The following is a 26,595-nucleotide window of genomic DNA, read 5'->3' on the forward strand; positions in this document are numbered from 1 at the left end:
CGAAAGGTGATACTCAATGCGGATGCAGGGTCATCAAATCGGCTTACAAGCACAGGTTGAACAGATCGGCTTGACTGAGTGTTCAGTTTGTGTATCGATGAGTATACTGCTCTGTATATATGGTGTAAACAGGCGGCAGGTATTTTTAGAAATTATTTGTTGTTAATACGTTAGGCGGCGGGGCAGGGGCGCGCCGGCAAGAGTGCTGGTGGTATCCTCAGATGGGGACTTCCGTCCCTTTCGCCCTATCTGACCCTATTGAGATCATCGATCTTTACGATATATTCATCGCCGATGCAGACGCACGCACCGCCCAGAAAGGGATTGTCCAGGCCAACGGTGATTTCGCTGTGGTCGGCGACCTTGATCATCCTCCAGCCGCCCGGCTCTATCACGTTCAGATAGTCGAACGACAGGGCGTTGCAGCGGGTCCCGCACAGATCCTGCCCCATCTGCGGGTCGGCCTGTGAGCCTTCCGCGGGCTGATAGCGGTAGTCCTTGACGATGAAAACCCGTTCTCCTTCGTGTTCCTGGCAGTGGACGCAGGGAGGGAGCGCGAGAGTCAGGAGGAGCAGGGGGGCAAGCAGTTGTTTCAACATGGCATTCTCCCTTCGGGTCACGGAATGACCCATTCGCTGCGCCGTTCGAGCTTGGGCGATTCTCCTTTGCCGAGCTGCACGATATAGCACCCCTTGGATGCATAGCGCTGGCCCGGACCGAAGCTGACCCGCTCGTAGAGAGGATAGTACATGTCGGTCATCATGCCGATGCTGTCCAGCAGGAAGTCCCGGTAGTATTCCGCCCGCATTTCCATCAGTGCCTTGCCCAGGACCTCGCCGGTGATGAACGACTCCCGGATGATCTTCTGGTCAAAGGACTGGATGTCTTTGCCGGGCAGAACTTTTTTCACGGCAATGTCGAAACGGACGTCTTCCTGGGGCAGCCGGTAGGGGTAGGTCAGGTAGAGGCGGTCACGCAGCGGCTCGGGAATGCTCCAGAGCGATTTGCCCAGATAGGTGCCGGAGGCCAGGAGGACCGTCGGTTGTTCTTCCTTGCCGGCTGCGGCTCCGGTCAGGGCGGGCAGGGCCGAATCGTCGTCCCAGACCAGCAATGCCGCTGGCCGGCGGGTGTCGAGGATCTCCCTGATCAGCTTGTCCGTGAGGCGTTCCCCCTTGGTCAGGCGGATGTCGAGGGGGGCGGCGTGCCCACGCTGCTGCCAGATGGTGCGGAATCCATCGGCCAGGGCCTCGCCCTTGCGGCTATCCCTGATCACCTGAACCACGGGGCGGTTGCCGAAGAGGCCCGCCATGCCGTTGAGGTACCGGGCGGCGGCTTCCCCTTCCTGCCTGACGCCGCGCGAAAAATAGAGTGTGTACCAGTCGGTGTCGGAGATGACCGGGTAATCGACCACGGGGAAAAGGTTGGGGATGCGGTTCTCCTCGCAGAACCGGTGCACCGGTTCCCACTCTCCCTCGGAGATTCCGCCAAGCAGGGCGAAGACCGGTTCGTTGCGGTAGTATTGGTCAAGCTGGGCCCGCCAGGTTTCAGGCGGACCTTTCAGGGTCCAGCGGGACAGGGTGAAGCTCATGCTGTGGAGGTCGCCGAGCATGTTGTACGCCATGCGCGCCACCCGGGAATTCTTCTTGGCCGCAAGGGTGAGACTGTTTTTCCGGTCTACGCTGAACTGGATTGGGGTCAGCATGGATTCTACCGCAAGAGGGTTGGTTCCCTCCACGATCACCGTGGCGAACTTGATCTCAGATGTGCCGACGCCCGGTGACGGTTTGTCGGAGAGCGCTTTCAGGTAGGCGATGAGGATTGCCATGTCCCGGTCGCCGAGTTCGTAGCGGGGCATCACGTAGAGTACCGAGCGGCCGGTGGGGTCGATCCCCGTGGCGATCAGGCTTGCCAGCGTTTCGTCGGTGTAGGCCGGCCTGACCGGCAGGTTCTTGGCGTAGTTGGAGACGGAGGGGATGAATTCCGAACCGGGAATGAACGGCTTGCGCTCCTGGTAGAGCACCCGGCCGTTGGTGGGGGGGGTGACCACCTCTCCCTCGAAGGAGCCGAGGCCGCTGTGCAGGTGGCAACTTACGCAGGTGAATGCCGTGCCGTCCACCGGCACGTCTCCGCTCACGAACGCCTTCATGGGGGCACCCGAGGGGAGAACCCCCTCCCGGTACATCCGTTCGCCCTGGCGCATCTCTTCGGGAGACAGCGCGGCGGTCGGCGCTGCGGCGCGGCCTGTCGCGGCGGAGCACAGCAGCATGAGCAGCATGGCAACAGCGGAAAGAGCAAGACGTTTACCGGTCACGCAGATCATTTCAACCCCGCTTTGGTAAGTTCATTCATCAATTCTACGTTGCTGATGAGGCCATAGATCCTTGTCCATTTGCCGTCGACCGGCGAACGGATGAAGGTCAGGGGCTTGTGGTCCATTTTGTTCCGAAAGTAGGAATTGAAGGCGTTCATGACCCGGTCGATGTCCTTGCGTGAGCCCGACAGAAAATCCCACCCCGGCTTGGCGCGGTAGCGCGCAAGGTAGTCGCGCATGACCTGGGGGGTGTCGTTTTCGGGGTCGATGGAGACGGACACCAGGTGGATTTTCCTCAAGTCAGGGCCCAGCTTGGTCTGGAGATTGGTGTAGGTGGCGGACAGGACCGGGCAGATGGTGGTGCAGGTGCCGAAGATGAAGTCAACCACCACGGGCTGGTTTGATTCGACGAGCTCCTTGAACCGGACCTTTTTCCCGTCCTGGTTGATGAGGGTCACGTCGGGCATGCTGTAGCTCTCTACGGAGCGCTGGTATGAACGGGATGCTGCGGTGGCATGACTTGCAAGGGCAAGGCAGGCGGCAATGGCCAGGAAGGAACGAAGGATCGGTCTTATGAGGGTATGCATGCGGATGTCATGACCTCCGGTCGAATTTGTCAAAGGGATCACTTGCTGGTTGCGATGAACGCACGATTGGGTATTAGCATAGCCGACAGCCGGCGGTTTGTCCAAAGCGCCCAACAAATTTTTGTTGGTAAATTGTTTCACTAGCCTTGTGCTACAGCCATCTCTTGCGCCGGAAGAATATTCCCATACCCAGGCTTACCAGGAGCATCAGCAGGAGAACGGCCGGGTAGCCCCAGTGCCATTCGAGCTCGGGCATGTAGCGGAAGTTCATGCCATAGACCCCGGCGATGAAGGTGAGCGGCATGAAGATGGTGGCGATGATGGTGAGCACCTTCATCACTTCGTTGGTCCGGTTGCCGATGGCGGAGAGGTAGATGTCGAGGATCTCCGACAGGAGGTCCCGGAAGGTCTCCACGGTTTCGATGATCTGGATGCAGTGGTCGTAGACGTCCCGCAGGTAGATGACGGTTTCGCCGCGCACCAGGGGCGATTCGCGCCGCTCCAGCCGCCCCAGCACCTCCCGCAGGGGCCAGACGGATTTGCGCAGAAAGATGGTTTCCCGCTTGAGGTGCTGGATCTTCACGACCGTCTTGCGGCTGGGGCCGGCGATGACTTCTTCTTCCAGTTCCTCGATCCGCTCGGCCAGATCTTCGAGGATCACGAAGTAGTAGTCCACAATGGCGTCCATGAGTGAGTAGAGTAGAAAGTCGGCCCCGCTCTTGCGAAGCTTGCCCCGGTTTTCCCTCAGGCGCCGGCGGATGGAGTCGAAGAGGTCTCCCTTGAATCCTTCCTGGAAGGAGATGAGAAACGAGGGGCCGAGCACGAAGCTGACCTGTTCGGCGGTAAGCGAGCCGTCCGGCTGGAGGGAGAGCATCTTCAGGACCACGAAGAGATAGTCGTCGAAGTCCTCCAGTTTGGGGCGCTGGTCGGTATTGAGGATGTCTTCGAGGGTGAGGGGGTGGATACCGTAGCATTCGCCGAGTGTCTTGAGCAGTTCGGGCCGGTGGATACCCTCCATGTCGAGCCACCGCACCCCCGGCTGGTCGCGATGGGGAAAACACTCGGCAATGTCGTCCGTTTCCCGCTCGCTGATGCTCGTTTCGTCGTAGTCGACAAGGGATATCCGGACCGGTTCGCCGGTCTGCTCGCCGATGTGGACCAGGCTGCCGGGAGGGAGGCCTGTCTTGCGGGAACGCTGCTTGATGATTTTTTTCATAGTCTATGCGCAGGTGACGCAGTTGCGTCCGGCACCCTTGCTCCGGTACAGGAGTTCGTCGGCCCGCTTGAGCAGGCTCCCGACGGTGTCGTCCGAGGTTGCCAGGGTGGCGCCGATGGAGACGGTAACCCGTGCGATGTTGTCGCCGACCGTCATGCTCGACTCCTCGACCAGGCGGCGGAATCGCTCGGCCATCTCGCACAGCCGTTTCTCTCTCACATTGGTAATGATCGCGATGAATTCCTCGCCGCCCCAACGGCCGATCAGATCGTAGGAGCGCACGGCATTGCGCAGGGTCCTGGCCGCCATTTTGAGGAGGTCGTCTCCCATCTGGTGCCCGAAACTGTCGTTGATCTCCTTGAAGTGGTCCAGATCCAGGAGCATGACCCCGAAGGGCCAGCCGTACCGGAACATCTCGTCGAATTTGGACTGGAGGTACATCTGGATGTAGCGCCGGTTGGCCACGCCGGTGAGGGGGTCCAGAAAGACGAGTTGCTGAAGCTCGTCGATCCGCTGGAGGTCCGAGAGCCGGGCGGAATTGTCGCTGAAGACTTCCACGGCACCGACAATCTCACCGCTTCCGTTCCGGATAGGCGAGACACGCACGTTGACCGGCACCCGGTGTCCGGCCCGATGGTGGAAAAAGACCTCTGCTTCCCGGGGGATGCCGTCTTCCAGGGTATGGGCCACGGGACAGAGTTTTTCGCAGAGGCTGACCCCGTCGTTATTCGTGTGGCAGAGGATGTTGTCCCGGCAGCGGGAACCCGTCACGTTGTCGGCCCCGTAGCCGGTGAGCCGTTCGGCGCCCCGGTTCCAGTAGGTGATGCGCCGGTCCCTGTCCACGAAGTAGACGCCGTCGTACAGATTGTCGATCAGTTCTTTGTAGAAGGTGGTGTCAGGCTTCATCAGCTAACGTTCCTCCGGGTCGGTTGGGCGCAACCTCCCTGCTCGTTTACGCTAAGTGTAAAGCAATTGTCGGCGATTTCCACCCGGGAAGCAGGGGAAAGCTGCAGCGGAAGGTACGGGATTGTTGCCGGTAAATTCAGGTCGCCCGCACGTTGCTGCGCCGGCGGTCCGGTAGTCCCGGCGTGTTGACAGGGTCCGGCGTTTCGTGACATAATTGGGAACATTTTTAGCTGGAGTAAAAATGGGAGTTGCAGGGTACCGCGGCTCCCATCGTTGTATGTGCTTCCGGGCTCCGCATACTGCCGCAGGGCCTGTCCACAGGGATATCAATGAGCTTTGTCCATCTCCATCTCCATACCCAGTACTCCCTTCTCGACGGCGCCATCCGCCTGGGCGACCTGGTGAAAAAGGTTAAGTCCCACGACATGCCCGCCGTGGCCATCACCGACCACGGCGCCATGTTCGGGGCCATGGAATTCTACCTTAAATGCAAGGACAAGGACGTGAAGCCGGTCATCGGCGCGGAGGTCTATATCGCGCCGGGCTCCCGTTTCGTCAAGGAGGCCAGGGGGGGGGAGGCCGGCGCCGGCTACCACCTGCTGCTCCTGTGCGAGAACATGACCGGCTACCGGAACCTGTCCAAACTGGTCTCCATCGGCTTCAAGGAAGGGTTCTACTACAAGCCGCGCATCGACAAGGAGGTCCTGGCCGAGAACGCCGAGGGGCTCATCTGCCTTTCCGCCTGCCTCAAGGGGGAGGTTGCCTATCTGTGCGAACGCGACCGGGTCGCCGAGGCGGTGGACGTGGCCCGCTGGTATGCCGATCTCTTCCCGGACCGCTACTACATCGAGCTTCAGGAAAACGGCCTCGTTGAACAGGACAAGGCCAACCGGGGGCTGCTGGAGGTGGCGCGGGAAGTGGGTCTGCCGCTGGTGGCCACCAACGACTGCCACTATCTCAACCGGGAGGATGCCCGGGCCCACGAGGTGCTCCTCTGCATCCAGACCGGCAAGACCATGAACGATCCGTCGCGGATGCGCTTCTCCGTTGACGAGTTTTACGTGAAGACCCCCGAGGAGATGGCCGCCGCATTCCACTATGCGCCCGAGGCGATCTCCAACACCGTGAAGATCGCCGAGCGGTGCGATCTTTCCTTTGACTTCAAGACCTATCATTTCCCCCGCTTCGAGCCCCCCGTCGGCCTGAGCCTTGATCAGATGCTGGAGGAGGCTGCCCGCACGGGACTGGAGTCGCGCCTGACCGCTATCCGGGCCAAGCACTCGTCCATGACCGCCGAGCAGGAGCAGGCCTACTGGGACCGCCTCGCCATCGAGCTCGCCTGCATCAAGCAGATGGGGTTCCCGGGCTACTTCCTGATCGTGGCCGATTTCATCAACTGGGCCAAGGACCACGGCATTCCCGTGGGCCCGGGCCGGGGCTCGGCGGCCGGCTCGCTGGTGGCCTACGCCATCCGGATCACCGACCTGGACCCGATCCCCTACAACCTCCTCTTCGAGCGCTTCCTTAACCCGGAGCGGATATCCATGCCCGATATCGACGTGGACTTCTGCCAGGACCGGCGCGAGGAGGTGATCCAGTACGTCACCGAGAAGTACGGCCGCGACAAGGTCTGCCAGATCATCACCTTCGGGACAATGTCCGCCCGGGCCGTCATCCGCGATGTGGGGCGCGCCCTGGACATGACCTACGGCGAGGTGGACCGGATCGCCAAGCTGGTGCCGGAAGTCCTGGGCATTACGCTGGAAAAGGCCATTGCGCAGGAGCCCAAGCTCAACGAGGCGGCCGAGGCCGATCCGCGGGTGAAGGAGCTGCTGGAGGTGGCCCTGCGCCTGGAGGGGCTTGCCCGCCATGCCTCCACCCACGCGGCCGGCGTGGTGGTGGCCCCCGATGTGCTGGAGCAGTTCTGCCCGGTCTACAAGGACCAGAAGAGCGGCTCGCTCACCACCCAGTACTCCATGAAGTACGTGGAGAAGATCGGGCTGGTCAAGTTCGACTTCCTGGGGCTCAAGAACCTGACGGTCATATTCAACGCGGTCCGGCACATCCGGGCCGATAAAAAGCCGGACTTCGACATCGCCGTCCTGCGGGATGACGACGAGGAGAGCTACAAGCTGCTCCAGGCCGGCAACACCACCGGGGTGTTCCAGCTTGAATCCTCGGGGATGCGGGAACTGCTCCGCAAGCTCAAGCCCTCCTGCTTCGAGGACATCATCGCCGTCTGCGCCCTCTACCGTCCCGGCCCCCTCGGCTCGGGCATGGTGGACGACTTCATCGACCGCAAGCACGGCCGCAAGAAGGTGGTCTACGACCTGCCGCAACTGGAGCCGATCCTCAAGGATACCTACGGGGTCATCGTTTACCAGGAGCAGGTCATGCAGATCGCCCGGACCCTGGCCGGCTACTCCTTGGGCGGCGCCGACCTGCTGCGCCGGGCCATGGGCAAGAAGGACCCGGCCGAGATGGCCAAGCAGCGGGACATCTTCCTGGAGGGTGCCAAGAACAACGGCATCGATCTCCAGAAGGCCGGGGCCATCTTCGACCTGATGGCCAAGTTCGCCGAGTACGGGTTCAACAAGTCCCACTCGGCCGCCTATGCCCTGGTGGCCTACCAGACCGCCTACCTCAAGGCCCACTATCCGGTTGAGTTCATGGCCGCGCTCCTGACCGAGGACATGGCCAACACCGACAAGGTGGTCAAGAACATCGCCGACTGCCGCGAGATGGGGATCGAGGTGTTGCCCCCGGACATCAATGCCTCGGATCTGTCGTTCCGGGTCCTGGGCAACTCCATCCGCTTCGGTCTCGGCGCGGTCAAGAACGTGGGCGAGTCGGCCATCGAGGCCATCATCGAGGCCCGGGGCGACGGCCCGTTCAAGGATATTTTCGAGTTCTGCGAGCGGGTCGACCTGCGCAAGGTCAACAAGCGGGTGGTGGAATCCCTGATCAAGTGCGGCGCCTTCGACTCGACTGGCGGGCGGCGTTCCCAGCTCACGGCAGCTCTTGAAGATGCCATGTCCCTGGGCCAGAAGATCCAGCAGGAGAAGGAAAGCGCCCAGGTGTCGCTCTTCGGTGCCGAGGAGATCGTCCGGACCAACGGCAACGGCAAGGGAAAGGTGCAGCTCCCCGATCTGCCCGAATGGGACGACAAGTTCCTGCTGGCCCAGGAAAAGGAGGCCCTCGGCTTCTTCATCACCGGCCATCCCCTGGGCCGCCACGAGAAGGACATCCGGCGCTTCACCACCGCCGACACCGCCACCCTGGAGGAGCGGGCCGACAAGAGCGAGGTCAAAATCTGCGGAATCGTGGCCACCATGAAGGAGCTCATGACCAAGAAGGGGGACCGGATGGCCTTTGCCACCCTGGAGGACCTGGTGGGCTCCGTGGAGGTGGTGGTCTTCCCCGAGGTCTTTGCCAAGGCGTCGGAATACCTCAAGTCGGACGATCCGCTGCTGGTCACCGGCACCATCGACAAGGGGGAGAAGAGCGCCAAGATCATGGCCAGCGACGTGGTTCCCCTCCGGGAGGTGACCGCGCGGCAGACCTCACGGGTGATCTTCGCCCTGCAGGGGGACGGCCTCGACCGCTATCGCCTGGAGGAGCTCAAGGCGATCATGCTCCGCCATCCCGGTACCTGCAAGGCCACTCTCACCATCGACATCCCGGACCAGTGCCGCGCCACTATTGCCCTGCCCGATTCCTGCATGGTTGCGCCCTCCGACGAATTGACGGTGGAGGTAAAGAATCTCTTCGGCTATCATGCCGTTGCGTTTGAATAGAGAGAGCATCTGAATCCGTGACGGCAGCTGCGCCGACGGAGCGACTGTGCCCGAGCGCCAGCTGCTGTAGGCGAAATGGAGCATTCAGCGGCCTGTTTGTCTGAACCCGACGGGGTGAGTTACAGGCCGGTAGCGGAATGAGCCGTACAGCGGCGGTGCAGGCGGCACGCGGAGCGAAGCGGTGCTGTGGCCGTCATGGATTCATGGAGAAGGTAACGCATACCCAAAGGAGAACACTCAATGGCTGCCCAATATTACATGGAATTCGAAAAACCGGTGGTTGAGCTGGAGAAAAAAGTACAGGAACTGGCCGAGCTGGCCGGCACCAACGCCGAACTGGCGGGTGAAGTGACCAAGCTGGAGAAGAAGATCGACCGGATGCGCGAGGTGATTTTCTCCAACCTGTCCCGCTGGCAGACGGTTCAGGTGGCCCGCCACATCGAGCGTCCCTTCACCCTGGACTACGTCAACCTGGTCTTCACCGATTTTACCGAGCTCCATGGCGACCGGCTGTTCGGCGACGATCATGCCATTGTCGCCGGCCTGGCAAAGCTCGACGGCGAGCCGGTGGTGGTCATCGGCCACCAGAAGGGGCGGGACACCAAGGAGAAGGTCTACCGCAACTTCGGCATGCCCAACCCCGAAGGGTACCGCAAGGCCCTGCGGATCATGGAGTTGGCCGAACGGTTCCGGCTGCCCATCATAACCTTCGTGGACACCCCCGGCGCGTTCCCCGGCATCGGTGCCGAGGAGCGGGGCCAGGCCGAGGCCATTGCGCGCAACCTCAGGGAGATGGCGGCCCTCACCGTGCCGATCATCGTCGTGGTCACCGGCGAGGGGGGCTCCGGCGGGGCGCTGGCCATCGCCGTGGGCGATCGGGTTCTCATGCTCCAGTACTCCATCTACGCCGTCATCTCCCCCGAGGGGTGCGCCGCCATTCTCTGGTCCGACGGCACCAAGGGTGAACAGGCCGCCGAGGCACTTAAACTGACCGCCAAGGACCTGAAGGAGCTTGAGGTGATCGACGAGATCGTGCCCGAGCCCCTGGGCGGCGCCCACCGCGACCATGAAGCCATGGCCAGGACCCTCCACGAAGCCATCGCCCGGCAGTTGAAGGAGCTGAAGGCGATTCCCGCGGAGCAACTGGTGGAGGAGCGGTACCAGAAATTCCGCAAAATGTCGCGGTTCATCGAAGGGTAGGACCGAGACGCACCGGGGCGGTGACCGCCTCCGGGCAACCTGACAGTCTGAAGGCTGGAGACGTTTGCGGGGGGATTCCCCGGTCTTCGGCCTTTAGTCTTTTTAGAGGGGTATATGGAAGAACGATTGCAGAAGCTGCTGTCTCAGGCGGGGGTCGCGTCCCGGCGCGAGGCGGAACGGTTCATCGCCGAGGGGCGGGTGGCGGTGAACGGCACGGTCGTTACCGAGCTGGGGAGCAAGGCCGACCCGGAGCGGGACCGGATAACCGTGGACGGGCAGCCCGTCCGTCCGGCGGAGAAGAAGGTCTATCTCATCCTCAACAAGCCCGTCGGTTACATGACCACCCTCAGGGACCCGGAGGGTCGGCCCATTGTCACCGATCTCCTCAAGGGGCTCGATGTCCGCGTCTTTCCCGTGGGACGGCTCGACTACAACACCGAGGGGCTTCTGCTGCTCACCAATGACGGTGCCTGGGCCAACCGGCTCGCCCATCCCCGCCACGAGGTGGACAAGGAATACCTGGTCCGGGTGCGGGGTTCGGTTGCCAAGGAGCAGGTCCGGCGCCTGGCTGCCGGCGTGGAGCTGGACGACGGACCGACGGCGCCGGCAAAGGTGGAGGTGTCCAGCCAGAGCGACAACAACACCTGGCTCTCCATCGTGATTCACGAGGGGCGCTACCGCCAGGTTCGCCGCATGTGCGAGGCCGTGAGCCTGTCAGTGGTCCGCCTGCGCCGGGTGAGATACGGCGCGGTCTCGCTCGGCGACCTGAAACCGGGGGAGTACCGGCCCCTCAGCCCGGCAGAGGTGGCGGCCCTGGCCGGCCGCGAGAAACGAGAACAGCGCCGGCGGAAAGCCTGATCGCTCAAGGCTGTTTTTGTTGGATCATTTTGTGTCCGGACTTAGTGCATCGTTTTGAGGGGAAATGCGCATGGCCTCATGCGCAGCAGGAATTTTCGGCCGTCATAGGTGGTTTCCAGAAGAAGGCCCCTGTCGATGAGCCGTTCCACCTCTGACCAGTCGGCACCTGCCTTGACCAGAAGCTCACGTGCGGCATCTTCCCGCAGGGGATGAACGGCCGTGATGCCGAGCAGGTCGGCGGTCACGTCTCCACTGCCGGTAAAATCGTTCCCTTCGTAGCCGGTGAGGTATTCCACCCGTGCAACGCTCCCCGAGATAATCTGCACGGCCCGATTGAGGGCATCGGCTGTCGGTGGCGTCGCCCACCGTTCCGTCGGCGGCCTGATGGGGACCGCGACATAGGACACGGCCGGCTTCAGCTCCCCCAGGAACGCAGCAAGCATCTCCAGTTTGGTTTCGGAGTCATTGACGCCGCTCACCAGCATGGTTTCAGTGGCGAGTGTCCCCGTGAACTCTCCGGCAAACAGGGTCATGCCGCCCAGAAGGTCGGCGAGCCGCAGGGTGGCAGCCGGCCTGTTGATGCGTCGCCACGCGTCCCCGTCCACTGCATCCACCTTGAGGGAAACCCAATCCGCCAGTGCCAGCTCGGCCCTGACGTCGGAACGCCAGATGAGCGAGCTGTTGGTGATGACGGCGATTTTGATGCCGAGGGGCCTGAGCAGCTCGATTTCTCTCCCGAGGTTCAGGTCAAGGGTCGGTTCGCCGTCTGCCACAAAGGTAAGGTAATCGACCCGCTCACCCCGTTCGGTGAGTCGGCGGACCGCCCGCTCGACCTCGACGGCAATGGTTTCCGGGCGACAGAAGCGGCGTCGGGCGGTTTGGATGGAGCAGGTTCGGCCCAACTGGCAGTAAGCGCAGGAATAGGAACATGCCTTGGCAGGTATGGTGTCGAGCCCGAGGCTGCGCCCCAGGCGCCTGGATGGTACCGGTCCGAAGATGAACATGATGCGTCCGTCTTGCATGAACACTACGTTTTGTCCGGGCATGTGCCCGGCAAAATCATGAATTCATCACAAAGTATACCCTGTTCGGAAATATATGCCAGAGACGGCCGTGACTCTCGGCAGCTCAGGGAAGGGTCAGGTGGCGAAGCGTTGCGCGGATTTCCTCGATGCCCACGGCCGTGCCGAAGCATCCCGCCCCGGCAAAGGGATCATACTCCCTGATTTGCGAAACAAGGGTCTCCACCAGATGGGTACGGTCCCCATACCGCTCCGGGTCGTCGGCGATGCTCAGTACATCGGCCAGCAGCCATCCCGGGAATTCACCCTCCGCATTCTGCCGGAGGGCAACCTCCCTGAGTTCTTCGAAGACGTTCATACGCAGTCCTTTCAACCCGAGGCGCCTTGGCGCCGGGCGCGGATTGCCGGGATAATGTCAAGCGGCTCCGGCATCCGGCCCCGTTCGAGGCGGGAAAAGATTCTTTCTCCGTCCAGGTACACGGCAAATTCGCTCCGTGGTGCCTGTTTGTCAAGTTCAACCGACACGTCCCCTTCCGTCTGCTCGATCAAGCGGGCCAGACCGGCCGCAATGGGATACTGGCTTCAGGTGGGGCAGAACAGGATCCTGACGTTCATTGTCCACCCTCCCGTGCCGTGGTGACGGCGGTATCGCAACGGGCCGCGACAGTCTCCGCGATGTCGGCAAAGGCCTTTGCCGTGGGGGAATCGGCCCGGTGTTCCACCAGGGGCTCTCCCTCGTCGCCGGCTCTGACCATGGCCGGGTCCAGCGGAATCCTGCCCAGGAAGGGCACGCTCATTTCATCGGCCATGAGCCTGCCGCCGCCGCTCTTGAAGATGTCGACCCCTTCGCCGCAGTGGGGGCAGACAAAGCCGCTCATGTTCTCGACCACGCCGATGACAGGCAGCTTCATCTGACGGCAGAAGGTGACCGACTTGCGCACGTCGTTGAGCGCAACGTCCTGGGGAGTGGTGACGATGACGGCGCCCTCCGCCCCTTCCAGAAGCTGGATTGCTGAGAGAGGCTCATCACCGGTCCCTGGCGGGCAGTCGACGATCAGGTAATCCAGGTTGCCCCACTCCACGGCGGCCAGAAACTGCTTGATGACGCCATGCTTGGCCGGCCCCCGCCAGACTACCGCCTCTGCCCGGTCGCGCAGCAGCAGCCCTACCGACATGACTTTGAGGGTGTCGCTATAGGGAACCGGTTCGATCCGTGCGTCGGCGGTTGCCGGAAGCCGTCCCTCGATGCCGAGAAGGGTCGGGATGCTTGGCCCGTGCAGATCGACATCCAGCAATCCCGTCTTCTTTCCGCTGAGCGAGAGGGCCACGGCCAGGTTGACCGCCACCGTGCTCTTACCCACGCCCCCCTTGCCCGAAAGCACCACGATCTTGTGCTTGATGTTGAAAAGGGTTTCCTGGAGTTCGATCTGTTCCTTGAGCCGGTGCAGCTCTTCCACCTGTTTGCTGCTGCACGATTTCTGCGTTACTTTCTCACCTTGCATGCCGTTCACCTCGTTCTTTCTGTCGAATTTCGCCGGCTATGTTTTGTCGCCATCCCACCACGAGACTCATAAGGGCTTCGTCTCACCCGCCACTGTTGCGCGGTATTGCTTGACCGCCGCATGGAGCGCCGAAGCCGCCATGTTCGAGCAGTGCATCTTCTCTTCGGGGAGCCCGTCAAGGGCCTGGGCGATGATCTGGTCGGAGAGCCCCATGACCTCGTCGAGCCCCTTGCCCATGACAAGCTCCGTTGCCGCTGACGATGTGGCGATGGCCGCACCACATCCCTTGATGAGAAATTTGATGTCGCGCACGATATCCTCTTCGATCCTGAGGAAGTAGAGCACCGCATCGCCACAGGTGGGGTCGCCTGCCTGTACCACCACGTTGGCATCCTCCAGTGACCCCACATTGCGCGGGTTGCGCACGTGATCCCATACCTTTGCCGAATAGATCTCAGCCATGTTCGGTTCCCTTCCGCTCCCCGGTCTCGGCGTTGTCATCCGATGTGCCCTGTTCGGGCACATCCCCGGCCACGGCCAGGGCTTTCTGCTCCACAAGAGCTTCGATTACCTTTTTCCTCCCCTGGGCCAGCAGGCGCTGGACCGTTCCCCGGGAGATTCCCATCAGTTCGCCCGCTGCTTCCTGGTTCAAGCCCTGCTTGTCGCAGAGAAACAGGGCCTCAAGTTCATCGTGATCCAGGATGATGATCTCCATCTCCTTCAACGGAGTGCCCGCGGGCTTGAAGACGTGTCCCAGTTTTTCGCGGAGCGGGCAGATGCAATTGCGTTGTTTTTTCTTGCGTGGCGACATGGATTCCTTTCCGTATGCCGGTCAGTCTCGCCCCGGTGCGGGACAGGACGGCGCCGGCGCCTCTCCAAAGAGCGTTCCAGTGAATTTCACGTACCAGGCGGCTGACTGCACCTGGATGATGTAGGCCAGGGCGATGACCAATGCCGCGTCGGAACCGGCCTTGCCGAAGGCGTTCATGGCCACGGCCAGGGCAATGGAGAGGTTGCGCATCACCGTGCCGTAGACCAGGGCGATGGCATCGCCCCGGGGAAGGAACAGCCTGCCCACGACGGTGCTGAGGCTATAGTTGATGCCGTAGAGAATGGCCAGGGGCAGCAGGATTGCCAGCAGATCCTGGGGCCGGGCCGCGATGGCCTGGGCCTTGAGGGCGATGGCGATGAAAACGATGCCCAGGACGCCCAGGGTGGAGAGGCAGGGAAAGCGGGGCGCCCACTGTTCCTGGAATCCCTTCCGGCCGTGTTTCGCTGCCAGGTAGCGCTGGGTCGCGTACCCGACCGCCATGGGCAGGAAGACGATGACCGCGATTTGCTTCATGATGCCGGCCATATCCACCTCCACATGGGCGCCCATGAGGGCCTGCACGTAGAAGGGGGTTGCGATCGAACCCAGGATGAGACCCACCACGGTCATCTTGACTGCCGCTTCGAGGTTCCCCCTGGAAAAGCCGGTCCAGGAGATGGTCATGCCGCTGGTGGGGACCAGGGCCGCAAGCAGCAGGCCCAGGGCCATGTAGGGATGGTCGGCGAAGAAAAGCCTTCCCAGCCCGAAGGCGACAAAGGGCACCACCGCGAAGTTGATGAACTGGGTGAACAGCTGGGCCTTGCCGTCACCCCCCTCCAGTACCTTCTTCAGCTTAAGGGTCACCATCATGGGGTAGACCATGAGAAAGGTGAAGGGGATGATCAGCCCCTTGAGAAAGCCGGTCTCAGCCGCGAGACCGAAGACGAAGCCCGCGGCCATCGTGGCGGGAATGGCCAGCACCAGGTTCTTGTTGAGTCTGCTCAGCAGTTGCCACATAGCCTTGGCCCTCTGCGCGCGCTCAGCGCGCCTCCTCGATCATGGCCACGATGGCATCGAAGCTCTCATCCAGGGATGAGGCGAACTCGGTGTCGTCCACCAGGGCCTCGATCATGGGCCTGCGGTAGCGGAGCATCCGGACCTCAGTCCTGCCGTCGCGGGTGAACGTGGTGATGAATTTCGGCATGAGAGCGGCCCGTTCCGGGTTTTTCTGGAGGCTTGCGGCCGCCTTTTCCGGCTTGCAGACCTGGATCATATGGAGATCGAACCCTTCGCCAACCATTACGCCATGGGCACCGAAGGTATGCGCCATTTCCATCTTTTCCTCATTGTGAATGACGAACCCTCGCCGGCTGCCGGCCTTGGCCAGCGCCGCGACGAACTCGCCGAGGGGTTTGTCCGTTGTAGCCTGATACAGTTCCGCCCAGTTCATGATCGATCTCTCCTGTTCAGTGAGCGCAGCCGTGGCCATGACCGTGGCCGCCGCAGGTGGGCGGTACGATTTCCTGGAAGGCGCCGCTTCTGAACAAAGCAACGTTTTCCCCTACTGTGGGCGCCTGAGAGCTGAATACCCTGACCTGTGCGCGGTTGAGCATGATAAGGGCACCGGCGCCGATCCCTCCGACCACGACCGCGTCGAGCGGTGCTCCTGCCAGGGCCTTCAACGGGTTGCACGATCCGTGGGTGTGGTGTTTGTCGGTGTTGTCGATGGACACCGTTGCCCCGGTCTCAGTGTCCACTACGATAAAGCGCTGTGCGGATCCAAAGTGCTCATACACCTTGCTGTCGAGTCCATCATCCGATGTCACGGGAAAGCAGAGTTTCATACGCGCCTCCTTTTTGTTGTGTGCATATGCACACTATTGCATTCGGTTTCTTGAATGTCAATAGCTTTGTGTACAAATTAATTTCTGGTAGAAAACGGCGTCAGTGGAACCGGTAAACAGGTTGCGATGGGACAGGATCGGTCGACAGGGTAGGGTGATGCCGGCTAAAAGTTGGCGTTTGCACGGGCATTCTCACATTTATCACGTATAATTCCATGAAGAGGTAGTCTTGCCGGCAGTGTCCGAGAAGAACAACGATGCAAGATATCATTCTGAGACAGGCCCATATCGAGGCGTTTGAAGACCTTCCGGTGCAGGTCGCCGTGTGCGACACCGCGTATGGGATCGTCTGGGCGAACAGGGCGTACCGGGAGGCCGTGGAGCTTTCCTTGCAGGCACTCGTGGGCAGGAAGTGCTATTCAGTGCGGGGGATGGACGCTCCGTGCCGCAACTGCCCGGCGGCTATCGCCGTGGAGGCCGGCACGCCTTCAGACGCTGAGTTGATCAAGCCCCTTCCGGAACACTGCCCGGGACCGGCGGGGACGTGGCTGACAACGGCTTCGCCGTTACGGGATGACGACGGTGCCGTTGTCGGCGTAGTGGTGCTGACGTTTAATGGAGTGCAGACCGGGACTTCAGACGAGCGGCTGCGTCTGTTCACGGAGCATGCGCCTGCCGCCCTTGCCATGTTCGACCGGGAGATGCGGTATCTTGCCGTGAGCCGGCGCTGGCGCGAAGACTACGGTCTTGGAGACGGCGATATTCTCGGCATGTCTCACTATGATATCTTCCCGGAAATCGGGGAAGAGTGGAAGTCCGTGCATCGCCGCGGCCTCGCGGGGGAAGTTATCCGCGTCGAAGAGGATCGCTTCGTGCGGGCTGACGGCCGAACTCAGTGGCTGCGCTGGGAAGTGCGTCCCTGGTACGAGGGAGATGGTCGAGTGGGGGGCATCGTCATTTTTACCGAAGACATCACCAGGGCCAAGGCGTCCGAACGCGAATTGCGTCTGGCGCGGTTCTGCATGGACGAATCGGCCATTGCCATCTTTTCCGTGGCCGAGAATGGCCGCATTATCGATGCGAACCGTCGAGCCTGCGAGGGGCTCGGCTATTCACGGGATGAGCTCTGCTCCCTGACGGTCTTCGATATTGACCCGACGTTCAGCGATGATAGTTGGCTCAGGCACCGGGCGAACATCCGCGAGCGCGGCTCCGGCACCATAGAAACCCTCCACCGGCGCAAGGACGGTAGCGTTTTCCCGGTCGAGATCACTGTCACCTATCTCGATTTCGAAGGAGAACGGTTCTCTTTCTCCTTTGCCCATGACATCACCGAGCGTAAGCAGGCCGAGGCTGCCGTGCGGGAGAGCGAGGAAAAATTCCGGAACATTTTCCAGGATCATGCCGCGGCAAAGCTGATCATTGACCCAGAAAGCGGCGCCATCGTCGATGCCAACAATGCTGCAGCGCTCTTTTACGGCTGGTCTGTGGCCGAACTGTGCGGCATGAAGATTTCCAAAATCAACACCCTTCCTTTCTCGCAGGTGAAGGATGAGATGGACAAGGTCCTGAATTCCGGGAATACCCGGTTCGAATTCCAGCATCGAAAGGCCGACGGCAGCGTTGTCGATGTCGAGGTCTACAGCAGCAAGGTCCGCATCGGAAGCAAGGAGTACCTGCATTCGATCATTCACGACATCACCGACAAGCGCAAACTGGGAGACCAGCTCCGGCAGGCTCAGAAGATGGAGTCGATCGGTACCTTCGCGGGAGGTGTCGCCCACGATTTCAACAACATACTTACGGTCATCATGGGGTGCGGCTCGATGCTGCGGCTGAAGCTTGAGCAGTATCCCCAGTTCCTGCCCCTGCTCGACCAGATCCTCAAATCATCTGAAAAAGCGGCTACCTTGACTCGAAGCCTCCTGGCATTCAGCCGAAAGCAGGTCATTGTGCCGAAACAGCATGATTTGGCGGAAATTGTTGCGGATATGGAGAAATTCCTGCAACGGATAATCGGAGAGGATGTCGAGCTGAAATTCTCCCTGCCGGGCTACGGATTGCCTGTTTCCGTGGACCAGGGCCAGATAGAGCAGGTCATTGTCAATCTGGCGGCCAACGCCCGCGACGCCATGGCGGAAGGGGGGATGTTGGCCATAGGTGCGGACATGGTGCGACTCGACACGATTTCAGCGTCCCTCCACGGTTGCCGTCCGGGAGACTATGCCCTGCTTACCGTTACCGACAGCGGGACCGGCATGGATGACGCAACAAAGGAGAAAATCTTCGACCCCTTCTTCACCACAAAACCGGTCGGCAAGGGGACAGGCCTCGGTCTTGCCGTGGTTTACGGCATCATCAAGCAGCACGATGGGGTGATCACGGTCTATACCGAGGTGGGGAGGGGTACCACATTCCGGATTTATCTTCCCCTGGCAGCCGGTGAGCGGGAGGAATATGCCGATGCGACGCCGGTTCTCCCGGGGGGAAACGAAACCATTATGATCGTGGAAGATGACGAATCCGTGCGAACCACCACGGCGGATATTCTGACAATGTTCGGCTACCGTGTTGTGACCGCAGGGGACGGGGTGGAGGCCATTGAACGGTATCGTGCGGCTGGAGAGGATATAGCCCTGGTGATTCTGGACGTCATCATGCCGCGGATGAATGGCCGCCAGGTCCACGACGAACTCCTGAAGATCAACCCGGCTGTGAAGGTCGTCTATACGAGCGGCTACACTGCCGATCTGATCGAGAACAAAGGCGTTCTCGATCCCGGCATTCAATTCGTTCCCAAACCGCTCCTCCCCCAGGACATTCTCACGGCAATCCGTCGGGTGCTGGATGGCCGTGAGGTGCTGACAAGCCTGCATCATGAGCATGAGCCGGCCGGGGGGGGGACCTCGGTCATAGTGCCCCGCGACCTGAGCTCTACGGCAAAACTCTTCGATTGAACAAACAACAAAACGAATTATAGTTAAGGCTATGTCCCGTGCGGCCGGCTTTACCCATACTTCCGGTGCCGACCCCGTCTGTGCCGATGTGCTGTGCCCGCTCCTCGAAATTTCTGAGCGGCATGATCCGCTTGGGACGTGAGCGGCCTGATGGACTTTCATCTTGTGTTGGCGGGGTGAACTGATGCAAAACAACCAGTATCGCGGCAGGGTCCTGGTAATGGACGATGACGAAGACATCAGGATGATTGCGGGCTTTTACCTTGAACGGTGCGGGTTTTCCGCCGACTTTGCCGAAGACGGCAAGCAGGCCCTGGAACTGTACGGCACCGCCCTTTCCCAGGGCAGGCGTTATGCGGCGGTGATCATGGATTTATCCGTCCCCGGCCGAATGGGGGGGCTTGAAGCCATTGCCCGGATCACGGAGGTTGATCCGGATCTGATTGCCTTCATATCGAGCGGCAGCCCGGAATTCCTCGATCAGGTGGAGATGGAACGTCTCAACATCCGGGGGATTCTGCCGAAACCGTTCAGGGGAAATGACATCTCACAGCTGATCGAGGCCATCGGGACACCATGAATCACTGCGCAGAATCACGCCAATCATACGAAAGAAGGTCTCTATGCCGGCCACGACTCACCTGATTTATTTCTCCCCCACCAGCACCACGAAAATGATCGTCGAACGGATTGCCGAGGGCCTTGGCGACACGAGTGTTGCACATCATGACCTGACCCGGTTGAAAGGTGGACTCGATCTGCGGCTTGATGACGGTCTTGCCGTTATCGGTGTCCCGGTTTACGCGGGGCGGGTGCCGGAAATCTGTCTGGAGCGACTGAGTGGTTTGTCGGCGTCCGGCGTTCCCGCCGTGCTGGTTGTCCTGTACGGCAACCGGGCATTCGAGGATGCGCTGATCGAATTGCGGGATGTCGCTGTTGCCAAAGGATTTACGGCGATCGCTGCCGGCGCGTTTATCGGTGAGCATTCGTATTCGACGGCTACCCAACCGATTGCCGCCCATCGCCCGGACCCGGCCGACCTGGCAAAGGCGCGGGAGTTCGGATCGCTCATCGCCCGCCGTCTGAGTGCCGGCACCGGTGCGGCAATGCCGGTGATTCCGGGCGACGTGCCCTACAGAGAGCGGACGCCGCTGGGCGGTGTCGCGCCGGAAACCGATCCCGGACTCTGCACCCTGTGCGGTACCTGCGCCGCCCTGTGTCCGACCTTTGTCATCAAGGTGGATGACAGGGTCCTGACGAGCGCGGAAGGGTGTCTGAAGTGCTGCGCTTGCACCAAAGGCTGTCCTGCAGGGGCAAGGACGCTGCATCACCCCACGGTTGACACACGGCGCGAGATGCTGACCAGCCAGTGCAGTGAGCGGAAAGAGCCGGCATGGTTCCTGTAGGTTGGCACGCAACAGGAAGGCATTCGCGACGATTACAGGCGGGCGGAAGAGGAGCAGGGCGCCAGGCTGTCGGCTGCCCTGTTGAAGTTTGTAACAACAAAAGGGTCAGCAATCGTAGTTGCTGACCCTTTGTGTTTTTTATGGTGCCGAAGACTGGACTCGAACCAGCACACGGTTGCCCGCACAAGATCCTGAATCTTGCGTGTCTACCAATTCCACCACTTCGGCGTTGGGCTTGAACTTATAGCACCCCCCATCCAGGTTTGCAAGCATTTTTTTGTGTGTGACGCTTCGCCGCCCATGCGCATCCGCAGTTCACCCGGTTAGCCTGTTGAGTCTAAATTTCCTCCGGGCAATATTTCGTTCAGAGCGGCAAAGAGATGAGGGAAGTTGAACGGTTTGCCGAAGATCTGCCGGATGCCGACCGACTGTGCCTTGGCCTGGATGCCGGGATAGATGTGGCCCGTGCCCATGAACACCACTATGTCCGGCCTGAGGCGGCGGGCCCGGCGCGCCAGCTCGAATCCGTCCATGAGCGGCATGTTCTGATCGGTGATCATGGCAGCGAACGCATTCTCCTCAAGCAGTTCCAGCGCCTGGGAACCATTTTCCGCGCACAGGACGTTGATGCCCTCGTTTTCGAGAATGAGCTTAACGAAAAAGAGGATATCGCGGTCATCGTCCACGACAAGTATTCGAGTCATCTCGCGTGCAAGAATATGGCAGCGAGTTGTCGTTTGTTCATTTTGTTCCATGGGGGTCTCCATTGCCGGTAGAAGGGGCCGGCTCCATGGTGGGGCAAGGGATCACGGGGACCGGTTCTTTCAAGCGATAGCCGATGATGACCGCAGTTATCGGGGATCCGTGCAGTTGGATCAGTCCCAGTTCTTCGAGCCTTCTGCACATGAACGTCAGCCGTCCGGGTGGGGTGAGCGGGCCCAGCGCTTCCGTTAAGACCCTGCAGGGGATGACTCCCCGTCCGTTGTTGTCGGCCGCCGCCAGAAGCAGCACGTACAGTCTGAGTTCATCTCCGGACAGGAGGGCGTTAGTGCCGGTCTCGTAAAGGGTTTTGAGCAGGAAACGTTTTTTCATGGTACCTCCGATCCGGCGTATGAGTGATGATGAGATAAATAATCATTAATGTCAACGATAAATATGACTGGCAGTCATATTGTTAATCGCATTGACACACAGGGGTGAAAGGGGGTATATCAAACGTGCGTCCGGGTGTGCATAAACCCGCGCCTGGTCGCAATTCTCCGTGGGTTCCGGTGCCTGGTCGAGCCGGTGGAGCTGCCGTTGAACTGTGCTATAGGACATGCGCTGAAAAGGCTTAGAAGTGAGCGTGGGCTGACCCAGAAGGATCTGGCGGCGATGGTGAGTGGTGGCCTCGACTATACCTACATCGGTAAGATAGAGCGAGGCGAGCAGCTGCCGTCGTTGAAGATTCTGATCGGCATAAGCGAGGCGCTCGGCGTGCCCGTGAGCGTCTTCTTCGGGGGTGAGACGGCCGCCGAGGCTGCGCGGCTTCGGGTGGTCCAGGCCGGTAAGGCGGGGGAGCTGGAGAAGGAACTGCGCGTGCTCCATCCGGACGACCTGCCCCTTGTGGTTGAAATTGTCCGTCTGCTCAACCGGCATCGGAGGGCGGAACGGAAAAAAGCATATCAAACGCCGGCGGGTTCTCTTCCGCTGGCCGCCGAGGACGGCCCCTCGTACAGCAAGCCGTAGAATTTCAGCCCATGACAGCCTCATCAACGTTGAACACCGTAAAATGCAGGGAGCGCCTCGACAAGCTTCTGGTCGACCGGGGGCTTGTCCAGTCGCGGGAACGAGCCCGTGCGCTCATCATGGCCGGTCAGGTGGTGGTGAACGATCACCTGGCGGATAAGGCCGGGCTCCAGGTTCCGGTGGAAGCCGAAATCCGGCTCAAGGGGGAGGACATTCCTTTTGTGAGCCGGGGTGGCCTTAAGCTCGCGAGGGCATTGGAGGAGTTCGGTATCGATGTCGCGGACATGACCGCCATTGACGTGGGTGCTTCCACCGGCGGCTTCACCGACTGCCTGCTCCAGCGCGGTGCCCGGAAGGTCTATGCCGTTGACGTGGGGTACGGTCAACTGGCCTGGAAGCTGCGCCAGGACTCGCGCGTGGTGAATCTGGAAAAGACGAACATCCGCTATCTGGAACCCGGCGCTCTGCCGGAGACACCCGGCTTGGCAGTGATCGATGCGTCCTTCATTTCACTCGACAAGGTCCTGCCCTCCACCCTGCGCCTTATCGGGGAAGAGGGTGTCATTGTCGCCCTCATCAAACCCCAGTTCGAGGTGGGACGGGGAGAGGTCGGCAAGGGCGGCGTGGTGCGCGACGAGGAGAAGCACCGCCGGGTGATTGCCGACGTCGTGGCCCTTGCAGAAGGATTGGGCCTGATGGTTCTCGGCGTTACCGAGTCTCCCATTCTCGGGCCCAAGGGAAATCGTGAGTTTCTGATCCACCTGAAAAAGGCGGTTGGGGAGACCCCGCCCCATAACCGGTAATCCGACATCAGCCATGCCCATCCGATTCCTCCATACCGCCGACCTGCATCTCGACTCGCCCCTGCGCACGTTCGGCGACCTTGCCCGTGAGCGCCGTCGCGACTTCCTGAAGACCTTCGACCGGATCGTAAATCTTGCCATCAAGCGAGAGGTGGACTGCGTCCTGATAGCAGGTGACCTGTTCGACTCCACATCGGTTGGCGCCGAAACGGTGGGGCGCGTGCAGGATGCCTTTTCCCGGCTGGCGGGGCGTGGGGTGCAGGTCGTCCTGATCCCCGGCACCCACGACAACATCATCTCGGCGGAGAGTGTCTACAGCCGCTACCAGTTTACCGGCGTTCATATTCTACGCGAACCGGCGGTGGATGAGCCGTTGCGGCTGGACATTCGTGGCGAGGCAGTGTTTTTCTACGGTTTTGCCTATCGCTCGGACCGTTCGCGGGAAGCCCTCGAATCCATGCGTCGCCGCTCCGGCGACGGCATCCATGTGGGACTTCTGCACGGCTCCCTCAAGGGAAATCCCGAGTGGGAGATGCGCAAGAAGGACATTCCCTTTTCCGTGGCCGATCTGGTCGCGCTCGACCTGGACTACATCGCGCTCGGCCACTACCATGACGCCGCCTGCCTGGAAGAGGGGGGGCGCGTCATTGCCTGTTATCCCGGCTCGCCGGAGGGGAAAAAGTTCGGCGAGAACGGTCCGCGTTACGCCTTGATCGTGGAGGTGGCGCCGGGCAATGCCTCGGTTGAACGGGTCGAGGTGCAGACGCGGATCATCCGGGAGTTCAACGTCGACGCCTCGCTCTTTGCCGAGCCGGCGGCCCTTGAAGCGGAACTGGCACGTCTTGGCACTTCCGATACCGTCGGGCGCATCAGGCTGTGCGGGACCGTGGAAGAACCCCTGGACACGGCCAATCTGTCCGGGCGGGTCAAAGGGAACTTCGCCTGGCTCGAGCTGGTGGACGAAACCGATCTTTACAATAGCGGTCATGTGAAGCGGATGGAGCGGGAGGACTCGATCCGGGGCCTTTTCATCCGCAAGATCCATGAACGATACGACGCAGCAGGTTCCGACGCCGAACGCGAACTGTGCCGCGACGCCCTCAGGCTCGTCATGGGGCGGTTCAGTCGTGGAGGGGGGAATTGATGCTCTGGATCAGTCGGGTCGAACTCCCCGCATTCGGCCGGTTCAGGGGGGCGTCGTTCACCTTCAGGCCGGGCATGAACCTGGTCTACGGCCGCAACGAGGCGGGCAAGTCGACGCTTGTGTCGGCAATTTCCGGAACCATCTTCGGTTTTCGCAAGGAGCGCGATCGTTTCGTGCCCTGGACAGGCGGCGAACGGTGTGAGGCTCGGGTGAGTTTCACTTACAACGGCCGTGAAATGACCATTGCCCGCGACTTTCTCTCCGACCGCGTTCAAGCGATAGAGCGCGACGGGGAGAGGACCCTCTGGCGTTTCGAAGGCAAGGTTTCCCCCCTGGGCAGAAGCAGCGAGCGCGAGGAATACCTGGCGAAGATTGAAGACGTGTGGGGATTTGCGGAAGGGGACATTTTCCGCAATTCAGTCTACGTTGGGCAGCGCGACCTGCGGATCGAGGGCGATGCGGGGCTGACCACCCGCATCAAGCAGCTCCTGTCGGGATTTGCCGAACTCGATTACGATGCGGTGGTGGAGAGCCTGGAGAAGGAACTGTTCGAGTTGACCAAGCGCCCCGGCGGTCGTTCGCGAGACCGGGAGCTGGAAGAGGTTCGTGCGCGTATGGCAGTCCTGGCCGAGCAATGGCGCGAGGCGAGCCGTGCCGTGTCGGAGCTTGCAGCCCTGGATGGGACGTTGGCCGAGTTGCGGACCGCCGTGGCAACGGGACGAGAGGATCTGGAAAAGGGAAAGCGTTATCTGGAGCGGGTGAGCAGATATCACGAGGCTGCCGCCCGGGAAGAGGCGCTTCGCAAGGATTATGACCGCATCCGGGCTGAACGGGAAAAGGTTGAGGCGCTCACGGCAAAGAGACAATCGGTTGAAGAGCGGCTTGCATCCCTAGGCGAGGCGGCAGGACTTCCCGACGGGTTTGCCAGGACCCTGGAAGCGTGGGTAGACGGCTCGGAGCGGTTGACGGCGCTTGAGAGGGAGCTGGCGGGCCTGAGCGCCGACCGGACGCACGCCGGCTCCGTCCTGCAGGTGCCGATGCTGATCCTGGCTCTCCTGCTTTGGGCGGGCGCTACGGGGGCGTGGTTTTTGCTGCCCCAGGCATGGTTGCCCCTTGCCGGGGGCGCCCTCGTCATCACGGTGTTCCTTCTTGTGCGAACCGTGCGCGCCGGTCAGGCTCGATCAGCCGAGATGGCCCGCATTCAGGGGCGCATCGACGGTCTCTCCGCCGATGCGGTCAGGCTCCGGGAAGAGCTCGACCGGACCGAGGCTGAGCTGGAAAAGCGGCTGGGAACATTCGATCCTCTGCGGGTCAGCGATATTCTGCGCGAAATTGACCGCGCCGCGGAGGTGAGGGGGGAATTGGCCCGGATCGAGAGTGCCCTTGGGGTCCTTCCGCCACTGGAGAGCATAAGGAGCCAGGAGGTTGAGCTGGCCCGGGAACTGGCCGTGACCCGTGAAGGCATGGAGACTCTTATCGGGCGGGGCTTCCCGGTCATGTCCCCCCGTGAGTACGCTGAGGCCGAGGAGAAGATGCGGCGGCTGGAGAGCGAGGTGGCCGAAAAAGAAAGACTCTGCCTCGCCAAGGAGCAGGAATTGGCGGTTGTGCGCCGGGGGAGCCTTGACCTGGAGGCCATTGCGGAAGAGGGCGAGGAACTGAAGTCCCGCGAAACCCGCCTTGTGCGTCGGGTGGAGGCGCTACGGCTCGCGGTCGACCTCCTGCGCGAGACCCTTGACGAGTATCGGGCCACTTATCTGTCGCGCCTCGGCAGCGAGATCAACGGAAAGCTGTACAATCTCACTGCCGGCAGATACCGCGAGGCGATTCTGGATGACGGTTTTGCGCTGTCCATCGGCGTCGAAGGGACTCCTCGCCCGGTGGGCGCCCTGAGCTGCGGCGCCCAGGATCAGGCCTATCTCGCCACTCGGCTCGCTCTTGGCGGAATCCTTTCCCGTAGCCGAAAATTGCCTTTTCTTCTCGACGACCCTTTGGTACATTTCGACGAAGAGCGCAGGGCCGCGGCTCTGGCGGCGCTTAACGTCGCAGCCTCCGATCACCAGGTAATCCTCCTGGTCCACGATGAACGCTACCTGAAGGCACGGGGGGCGGATCTCTGGCACCGGGTCAAGATCGACACGAAAGGACAGCAGGATGGACAGCTGCATCTTCTGTAAGATTGTCGACGGGACGATCCCCGCGAAAAAAGTATATGAAGATGAGGATATGGTCGCCATTGAAGATATCAATCCCGTGGCCCCCCATCACCTTCTCCTGATACCGAAAAAGCACGTGGTCAATGCCCTTGACCTTACCCCGGAGGATGACCGGCTCGTGGGCCGCGTGTTCCGTGTTGCCGCGGAAATCGCCCGCCAGCGTGGCGTCGACGAGCGGGGCTTCAGGATTGTTCAGAATTCCAATGCCGACGCCGGGCAGTCGGTCTTCCACATTCACTTTCATCTTCTGGCCGGCCGCCACCTGGGATGGCCGCCGGGATAGCGTTCCA

General features: G+C 61.2%; 27 protein-coding genes and 1 tRNA gene. 11 read left to right on the forward strand and 17 right to left on the reverse strand.

Features of this window, described 5'->3' with window-relative positions; genetic code table 11:
• Positions 1–245: 245 nt before the first annotated feature.
• From AABA48_RS04110 to AABA48_RS04130, 5 genes are all read right to left on the reverse strand, one after another.
• Positions 246–599 (reverse strand): hypothetical protein, encoded by a 354-nt coding sequence (locus tag AABA48_RS04110; RefSeq protein ID WP_010942045.1) that lies wholly within the window; start codon positions 597–599, stop codon positions 246–248.
• A gap of 17 nt (positions 600–616) precedes the next feature.
• Positions 617–2,320, reverse strand: coding sequence for an amino acid ABC transporter substrate-binding protein (locus AABA48_RS04115; RefSeq protein ID WP_286349950.1), 1,704 nt, complete (start codon positions 2,318–2,320; stop codon positions 617–619).
• Positions 2,317–2,898, reverse strand: a complete 582-nt coding sequence (locus AABA48_RS04120) for an SCO family protein (RefSeq protein WP_338271154.1) — start codon at positions 2,896–2,898, stop codon at positions 2,317–2,319. Before AABA48_RS04120 ends, AABA48_RS04115 begins: the two co-directional genes overlap by 4 nt.
• A 151-nt stretch (positions 2,899–3,049) precedes the next feature.
• A complete protein-coding gene (gene corA, locus AABA48_RS04125; protein ID WP_338271155.1) occupies positions 3,050–4,114 on the reverse strand; it encodes a magnesium/cobalt transporter CorA in 1,065 nt (354 codons plus the stop codon).
• 3 nt (positions 4,115–4,117) lie between these two features.
• Positions 4,118–5,020, reverse strand: coding sequence for a sensor domain-containing diguanylate cyclase (locus AABA48_RS04130; protein ID WP_338271156.1), 903 nt, complete (start codon positions 5,018–5,020; stop codon positions 4,118–4,120).
• 329 nt (positions 5,021–5,349) lie between these two features.
• Between AABA48_RS04130 and dnaE the strand changes: the two genes are divergently transcribed.
• The 3 genes from dnaE (at position 5,350) to AABA48_RS04145 (ending at position 10,875) form a co-directional block, all read left to right on the forward strand.
• A complete protein-coding gene (gene dnaE / locus AABA48_RS04135) occupies positions 5,350–8,817 on the forward strand; it encodes a DNA polymerase III subunit alpha (protein ID WP_338271157.1) in 3,468 nt (1,155 codons plus the stop codon).
• A 240-nt stretch (positions 8,818–9,057) separates the two neighbouring features.
• On the forward strand, positions 9,058–10,017 hold the full coding sequence (locus AABA48_RS04140; RefSeq protein ID WP_338271158.1) for an acetyl-CoA carboxylase carboxyltransferase subunit alpha: 960 nt from the start codon (positions 9,058–9,060) through the stop codon (positions 10,015–10,017).
• A 114-nt stretch (positions 10,018–10,131) separates the two neighbouring features.
• Complete coding sequence (locus tag AABA48_RS04145) at positions 10,132–10,875, forward strand: pseudouridine synthase (RefSeq protein WP_286349946.1); 744 nt, start codon at positions 10,132–10,134, stop codon at positions 10,873–10,875.
• Positions 10,876–10,916: 41 nt separating this feature from the next.
• Here AABA48_RS04145 and AABA48_RS04150 read toward each other — a convergent pair whose 3' ends face one another.
• The 9 genes from AABA48_RS04150 to AABA48_RS04190 form a co-directional block, all read right to left on the reverse strand.
• A complete protein-coding gene (locus AABA48_RS04150; protein WP_338271159.1) occupies positions 10,917–11,879 on the reverse strand; it encodes a radical SAM protein in 963 nt (320 codons plus the stop codon).
• Between the two features lie 124 nt (positions 11,880–12,003).
• Positions 12,004–12,255 carry a GSU3529 family protein gene (locus tag AABA48_RS04155; protein ID WP_324312029.1) on the reverse strand — a complete coding sequence of 84 codons (252 nt, stop codon included), beginning with the start codon at positions 12,253–12,255 and terminating at the stop codon, positions 12,004–12,006.
• 11 nt (positions 12,256–12,266) lie between these two features.
• Complete coding sequence (locus AABA48_RS04160; protein ID WP_286349943.1) at positions 12,267–12,512, reverse strand: Rdx family protein; 246 nt, start codon at positions 12,510–12,512, stop codon at positions 12,267–12,269.
• Positions 12,509–13,399, reverse strand: a complete 891-nt coding sequence (locus tag AABA48_RS04165) for an Mrp/NBP35 family ATP-binding protein (RefSeq protein WP_286349942.1) — start codon at positions 13,397–13,399, stop codon at positions 12,509–12,511. Before AABA48_RS04165 ends, AABA48_RS04160 begins: the two co-directional genes overlap by 4 nt.
• Before the next feature lie 66 nt (positions 13,400–13,465).
• Positions 13,466–13,861: an iron-sulfur cluster assembly scaffold protein gene (locus tag AABA48_RS04170; RefSeq protein WP_286349941.1), complete on the reverse strand. Its 396-nt coding sequence runs from the start codon at positions 13,859–13,861 to the stop codon at positions 13,466–13,468.
• Entirely contained in the window at positions 13,854–14,210 is a 357-nt protein-coding gene (locus AABA48_RS04175; protein WP_338271160.1) for a DUF134 domain-containing protein, read from the reverse strand. Before AABA48_RS04175 ends, AABA48_RS04170 begins: the two co-directional genes overlap by 8 nt.
• A gap of 21 nt (positions 14,211–14,231) precedes the next feature.
• Positions 14,232–15,227 carry an arsenic resistance protein gene (locus AABA48_RS04180; protein ID WP_338271161.1) on the reverse strand — a complete coding sequence of 332 codons (996 nt, stop codon included), beginning with the start codon at positions 15,225–15,227 and terminating at the stop codon, positions 14,232–14,234.
• Between the two features lie 22 nt (positions 15,228–15,249).
• The gene (locus tag AABA48_RS04185; protein ID WP_254278497.1) at positions 15,250–15,660 is read right to left on the reverse strand and encodes a DUF302 domain-containing protein; all 411 of its coding nucleotides are present in this window, start codon (positions 15,658–15,660) and stop codon (positions 15,250–15,252) included.
• Positions 15,661–15,676: 16 nt separating this feature from the next.
• Entirely contained in the window at positions 15,677–16,054 is a 378-nt protein-coding gene (locus AABA48_RS04190; RefSeq protein ID WP_286349938.1) for a NifB/NifX family molybdenum-iron cluster-binding protein, read from the reverse strand.
• A 257-nt stretch (positions 16,055–16,311) separates the two neighbouring features.
• Between AABA48_RS04190 and AABA48_RS04195 the strand changes: the two genes are divergently transcribed.
• The 3 genes from AABA48_RS04195 (at position 16,312) to AABA48_RS04205 (ending at position 20,417) form a co-directional block, all read left to right on the forward strand.
• Positions 16,312–19,011, forward strand: a complete 2,700-nt coding sequence (locus AABA48_RS04195) for a PAS domain S-box protein (protein ID WP_338271162.1) — start codon at positions 16,312–16,314, stop codon at positions 19,009–19,011.
• Positions 19,012–19,195: 184 nt separating this feature from the next.
• Positions 19,196–19,591, forward strand: coding sequence for a response regulator (locus AABA48_RS04200; RefSeq protein ID WP_286349936.1), 396 nt, complete (start codon positions 19,196–19,198; stop codon positions 19,589–19,591).
• 43 nt (positions 19,592–19,634) lie between these two features.
• Positions 19,635–20,417, forward strand: a complete 783-nt coding sequence (locus tag AABA48_RS04205) for a 4Fe-4S binding protein (protein WP_286349935.1) — start codon at positions 19,635–19,637, stop codon at positions 20,415–20,417.
• A gap of 141 nt (positions 20,418–20,558) precedes the next feature.
• On the opposite strand, the gene AABA48_RS04210 is transcribed toward AABA48_RS04205, so the two are convergent.
• From AABA48_RS04210 to AABA48_RS04220, 3 genes are all read right to left on the reverse strand, one after another.
• Positions 20,559–20,645: transfer RNA gene (locus AABA48_RS04210), tRNA-Leu, on the reverse strand.
• A 95-nt stretch (positions 20,646–20,740) separates the two neighbouring features.
• Positions 20,741–21,172, reverse strand: coding sequence for a response regulator (locus AABA48_RS04215; RefSeq protein WP_286349926.1), 432 nt, complete (start codon positions 21,170–21,172; stop codon positions 20,741–20,743).
• The gene (locus AABA48_RS04220) at positions 21,159–21,509 is read right to left on the reverse strand and encodes a hypothetical protein (RefSeq protein WP_286349925.1); all 351 of its coding nucleotides are present in this window, start codon (positions 21,507–21,509) and stop codon (positions 21,159–21,161) included. Before AABA48_RS04220 ends, AABA48_RS04215 begins: the two co-directional genes overlap by 14 nt.
• Positions 21,510–21,716: 207 nt before the next feature.
• Here AABA48_RS04220 and AABA48_RS04225 point away from each other — a divergent pair, with 207 nt between their 5' ends.
• The 5 genes from AABA48_RS04225 to AABA48_RS04245 are packed head-to-tail and all read left to right on the forward strand — an operon-like array spanning position 21,717 to position 26,588.
• The gene (locus tag AABA48_RS04225) at positions 21,717–22,145 is read left to right on the forward strand and encodes a helix-turn-helix transcriptional regulator (RefSeq protein ID WP_286349924.1); all 429 of its coding nucleotides are present in this window, start codon (positions 21,717–21,719) and stop codon (positions 22,143–22,145) included.
• A gap of 11 nt (positions 22,146–22,156) precedes the next feature.
• Positions 22,157–22,948, forward strand: coding sequence for a TlyA family RNA methyltransferase (locus AABA48_RS04230; protein ID WP_286349923.1), 792 nt, complete (start codon positions 22,157–22,159; stop codon positions 22,946–22,948).
• 13 nt (positions 22,949–22,961) lie between these two features.
• A complete protein-coding gene (locus AABA48_RS04235; RefSeq protein ID WP_045668439.1) occupies positions 22,962–24,092 on the forward strand; it encodes a metallophosphoesterase family protein in 1,131 nt (376 codons plus the stop codon).
• On the forward strand, positions 24,092–26,266 hold the full coding sequence (locus AABA48_RS04240) for an ATP-binding protein (RefSeq protein ID WP_286349922.1): 2,175 nt from the start codon (positions 24,092–24,094) through the stop codon (positions 26,264–26,266). Before AABA48_RS04235 ends, AABA48_RS04240 begins: the two co-directional genes overlap by 1 nt.
• Complete coding sequence (locus AABA48_RS04245; RefSeq protein WP_010942071.1) at positions 26,244–26,588, forward strand: histidine triad nucleotide-binding protein; 345 nt, start codon at positions 26,244–26,246, stop codon at positions 26,586–26,588. The genes AABA48_RS04240 and AABA48_RS04245 overlap by 23 nt, the downstream gene beginning before the upstream one ends.
• Positions 26,589–26,595 lie beyond the last annotated feature (7 nt).

Source organism: Geobacter sp. 60473 (genome assembly GCF_036323535.1).
Classification (GTDB): domain Bacteria; phylum Desulfobacterota; class Desulfuromonadia; order Geobacterales; family Geobacteraceae; genus Geobacter; species Geobacter sulfurreducens.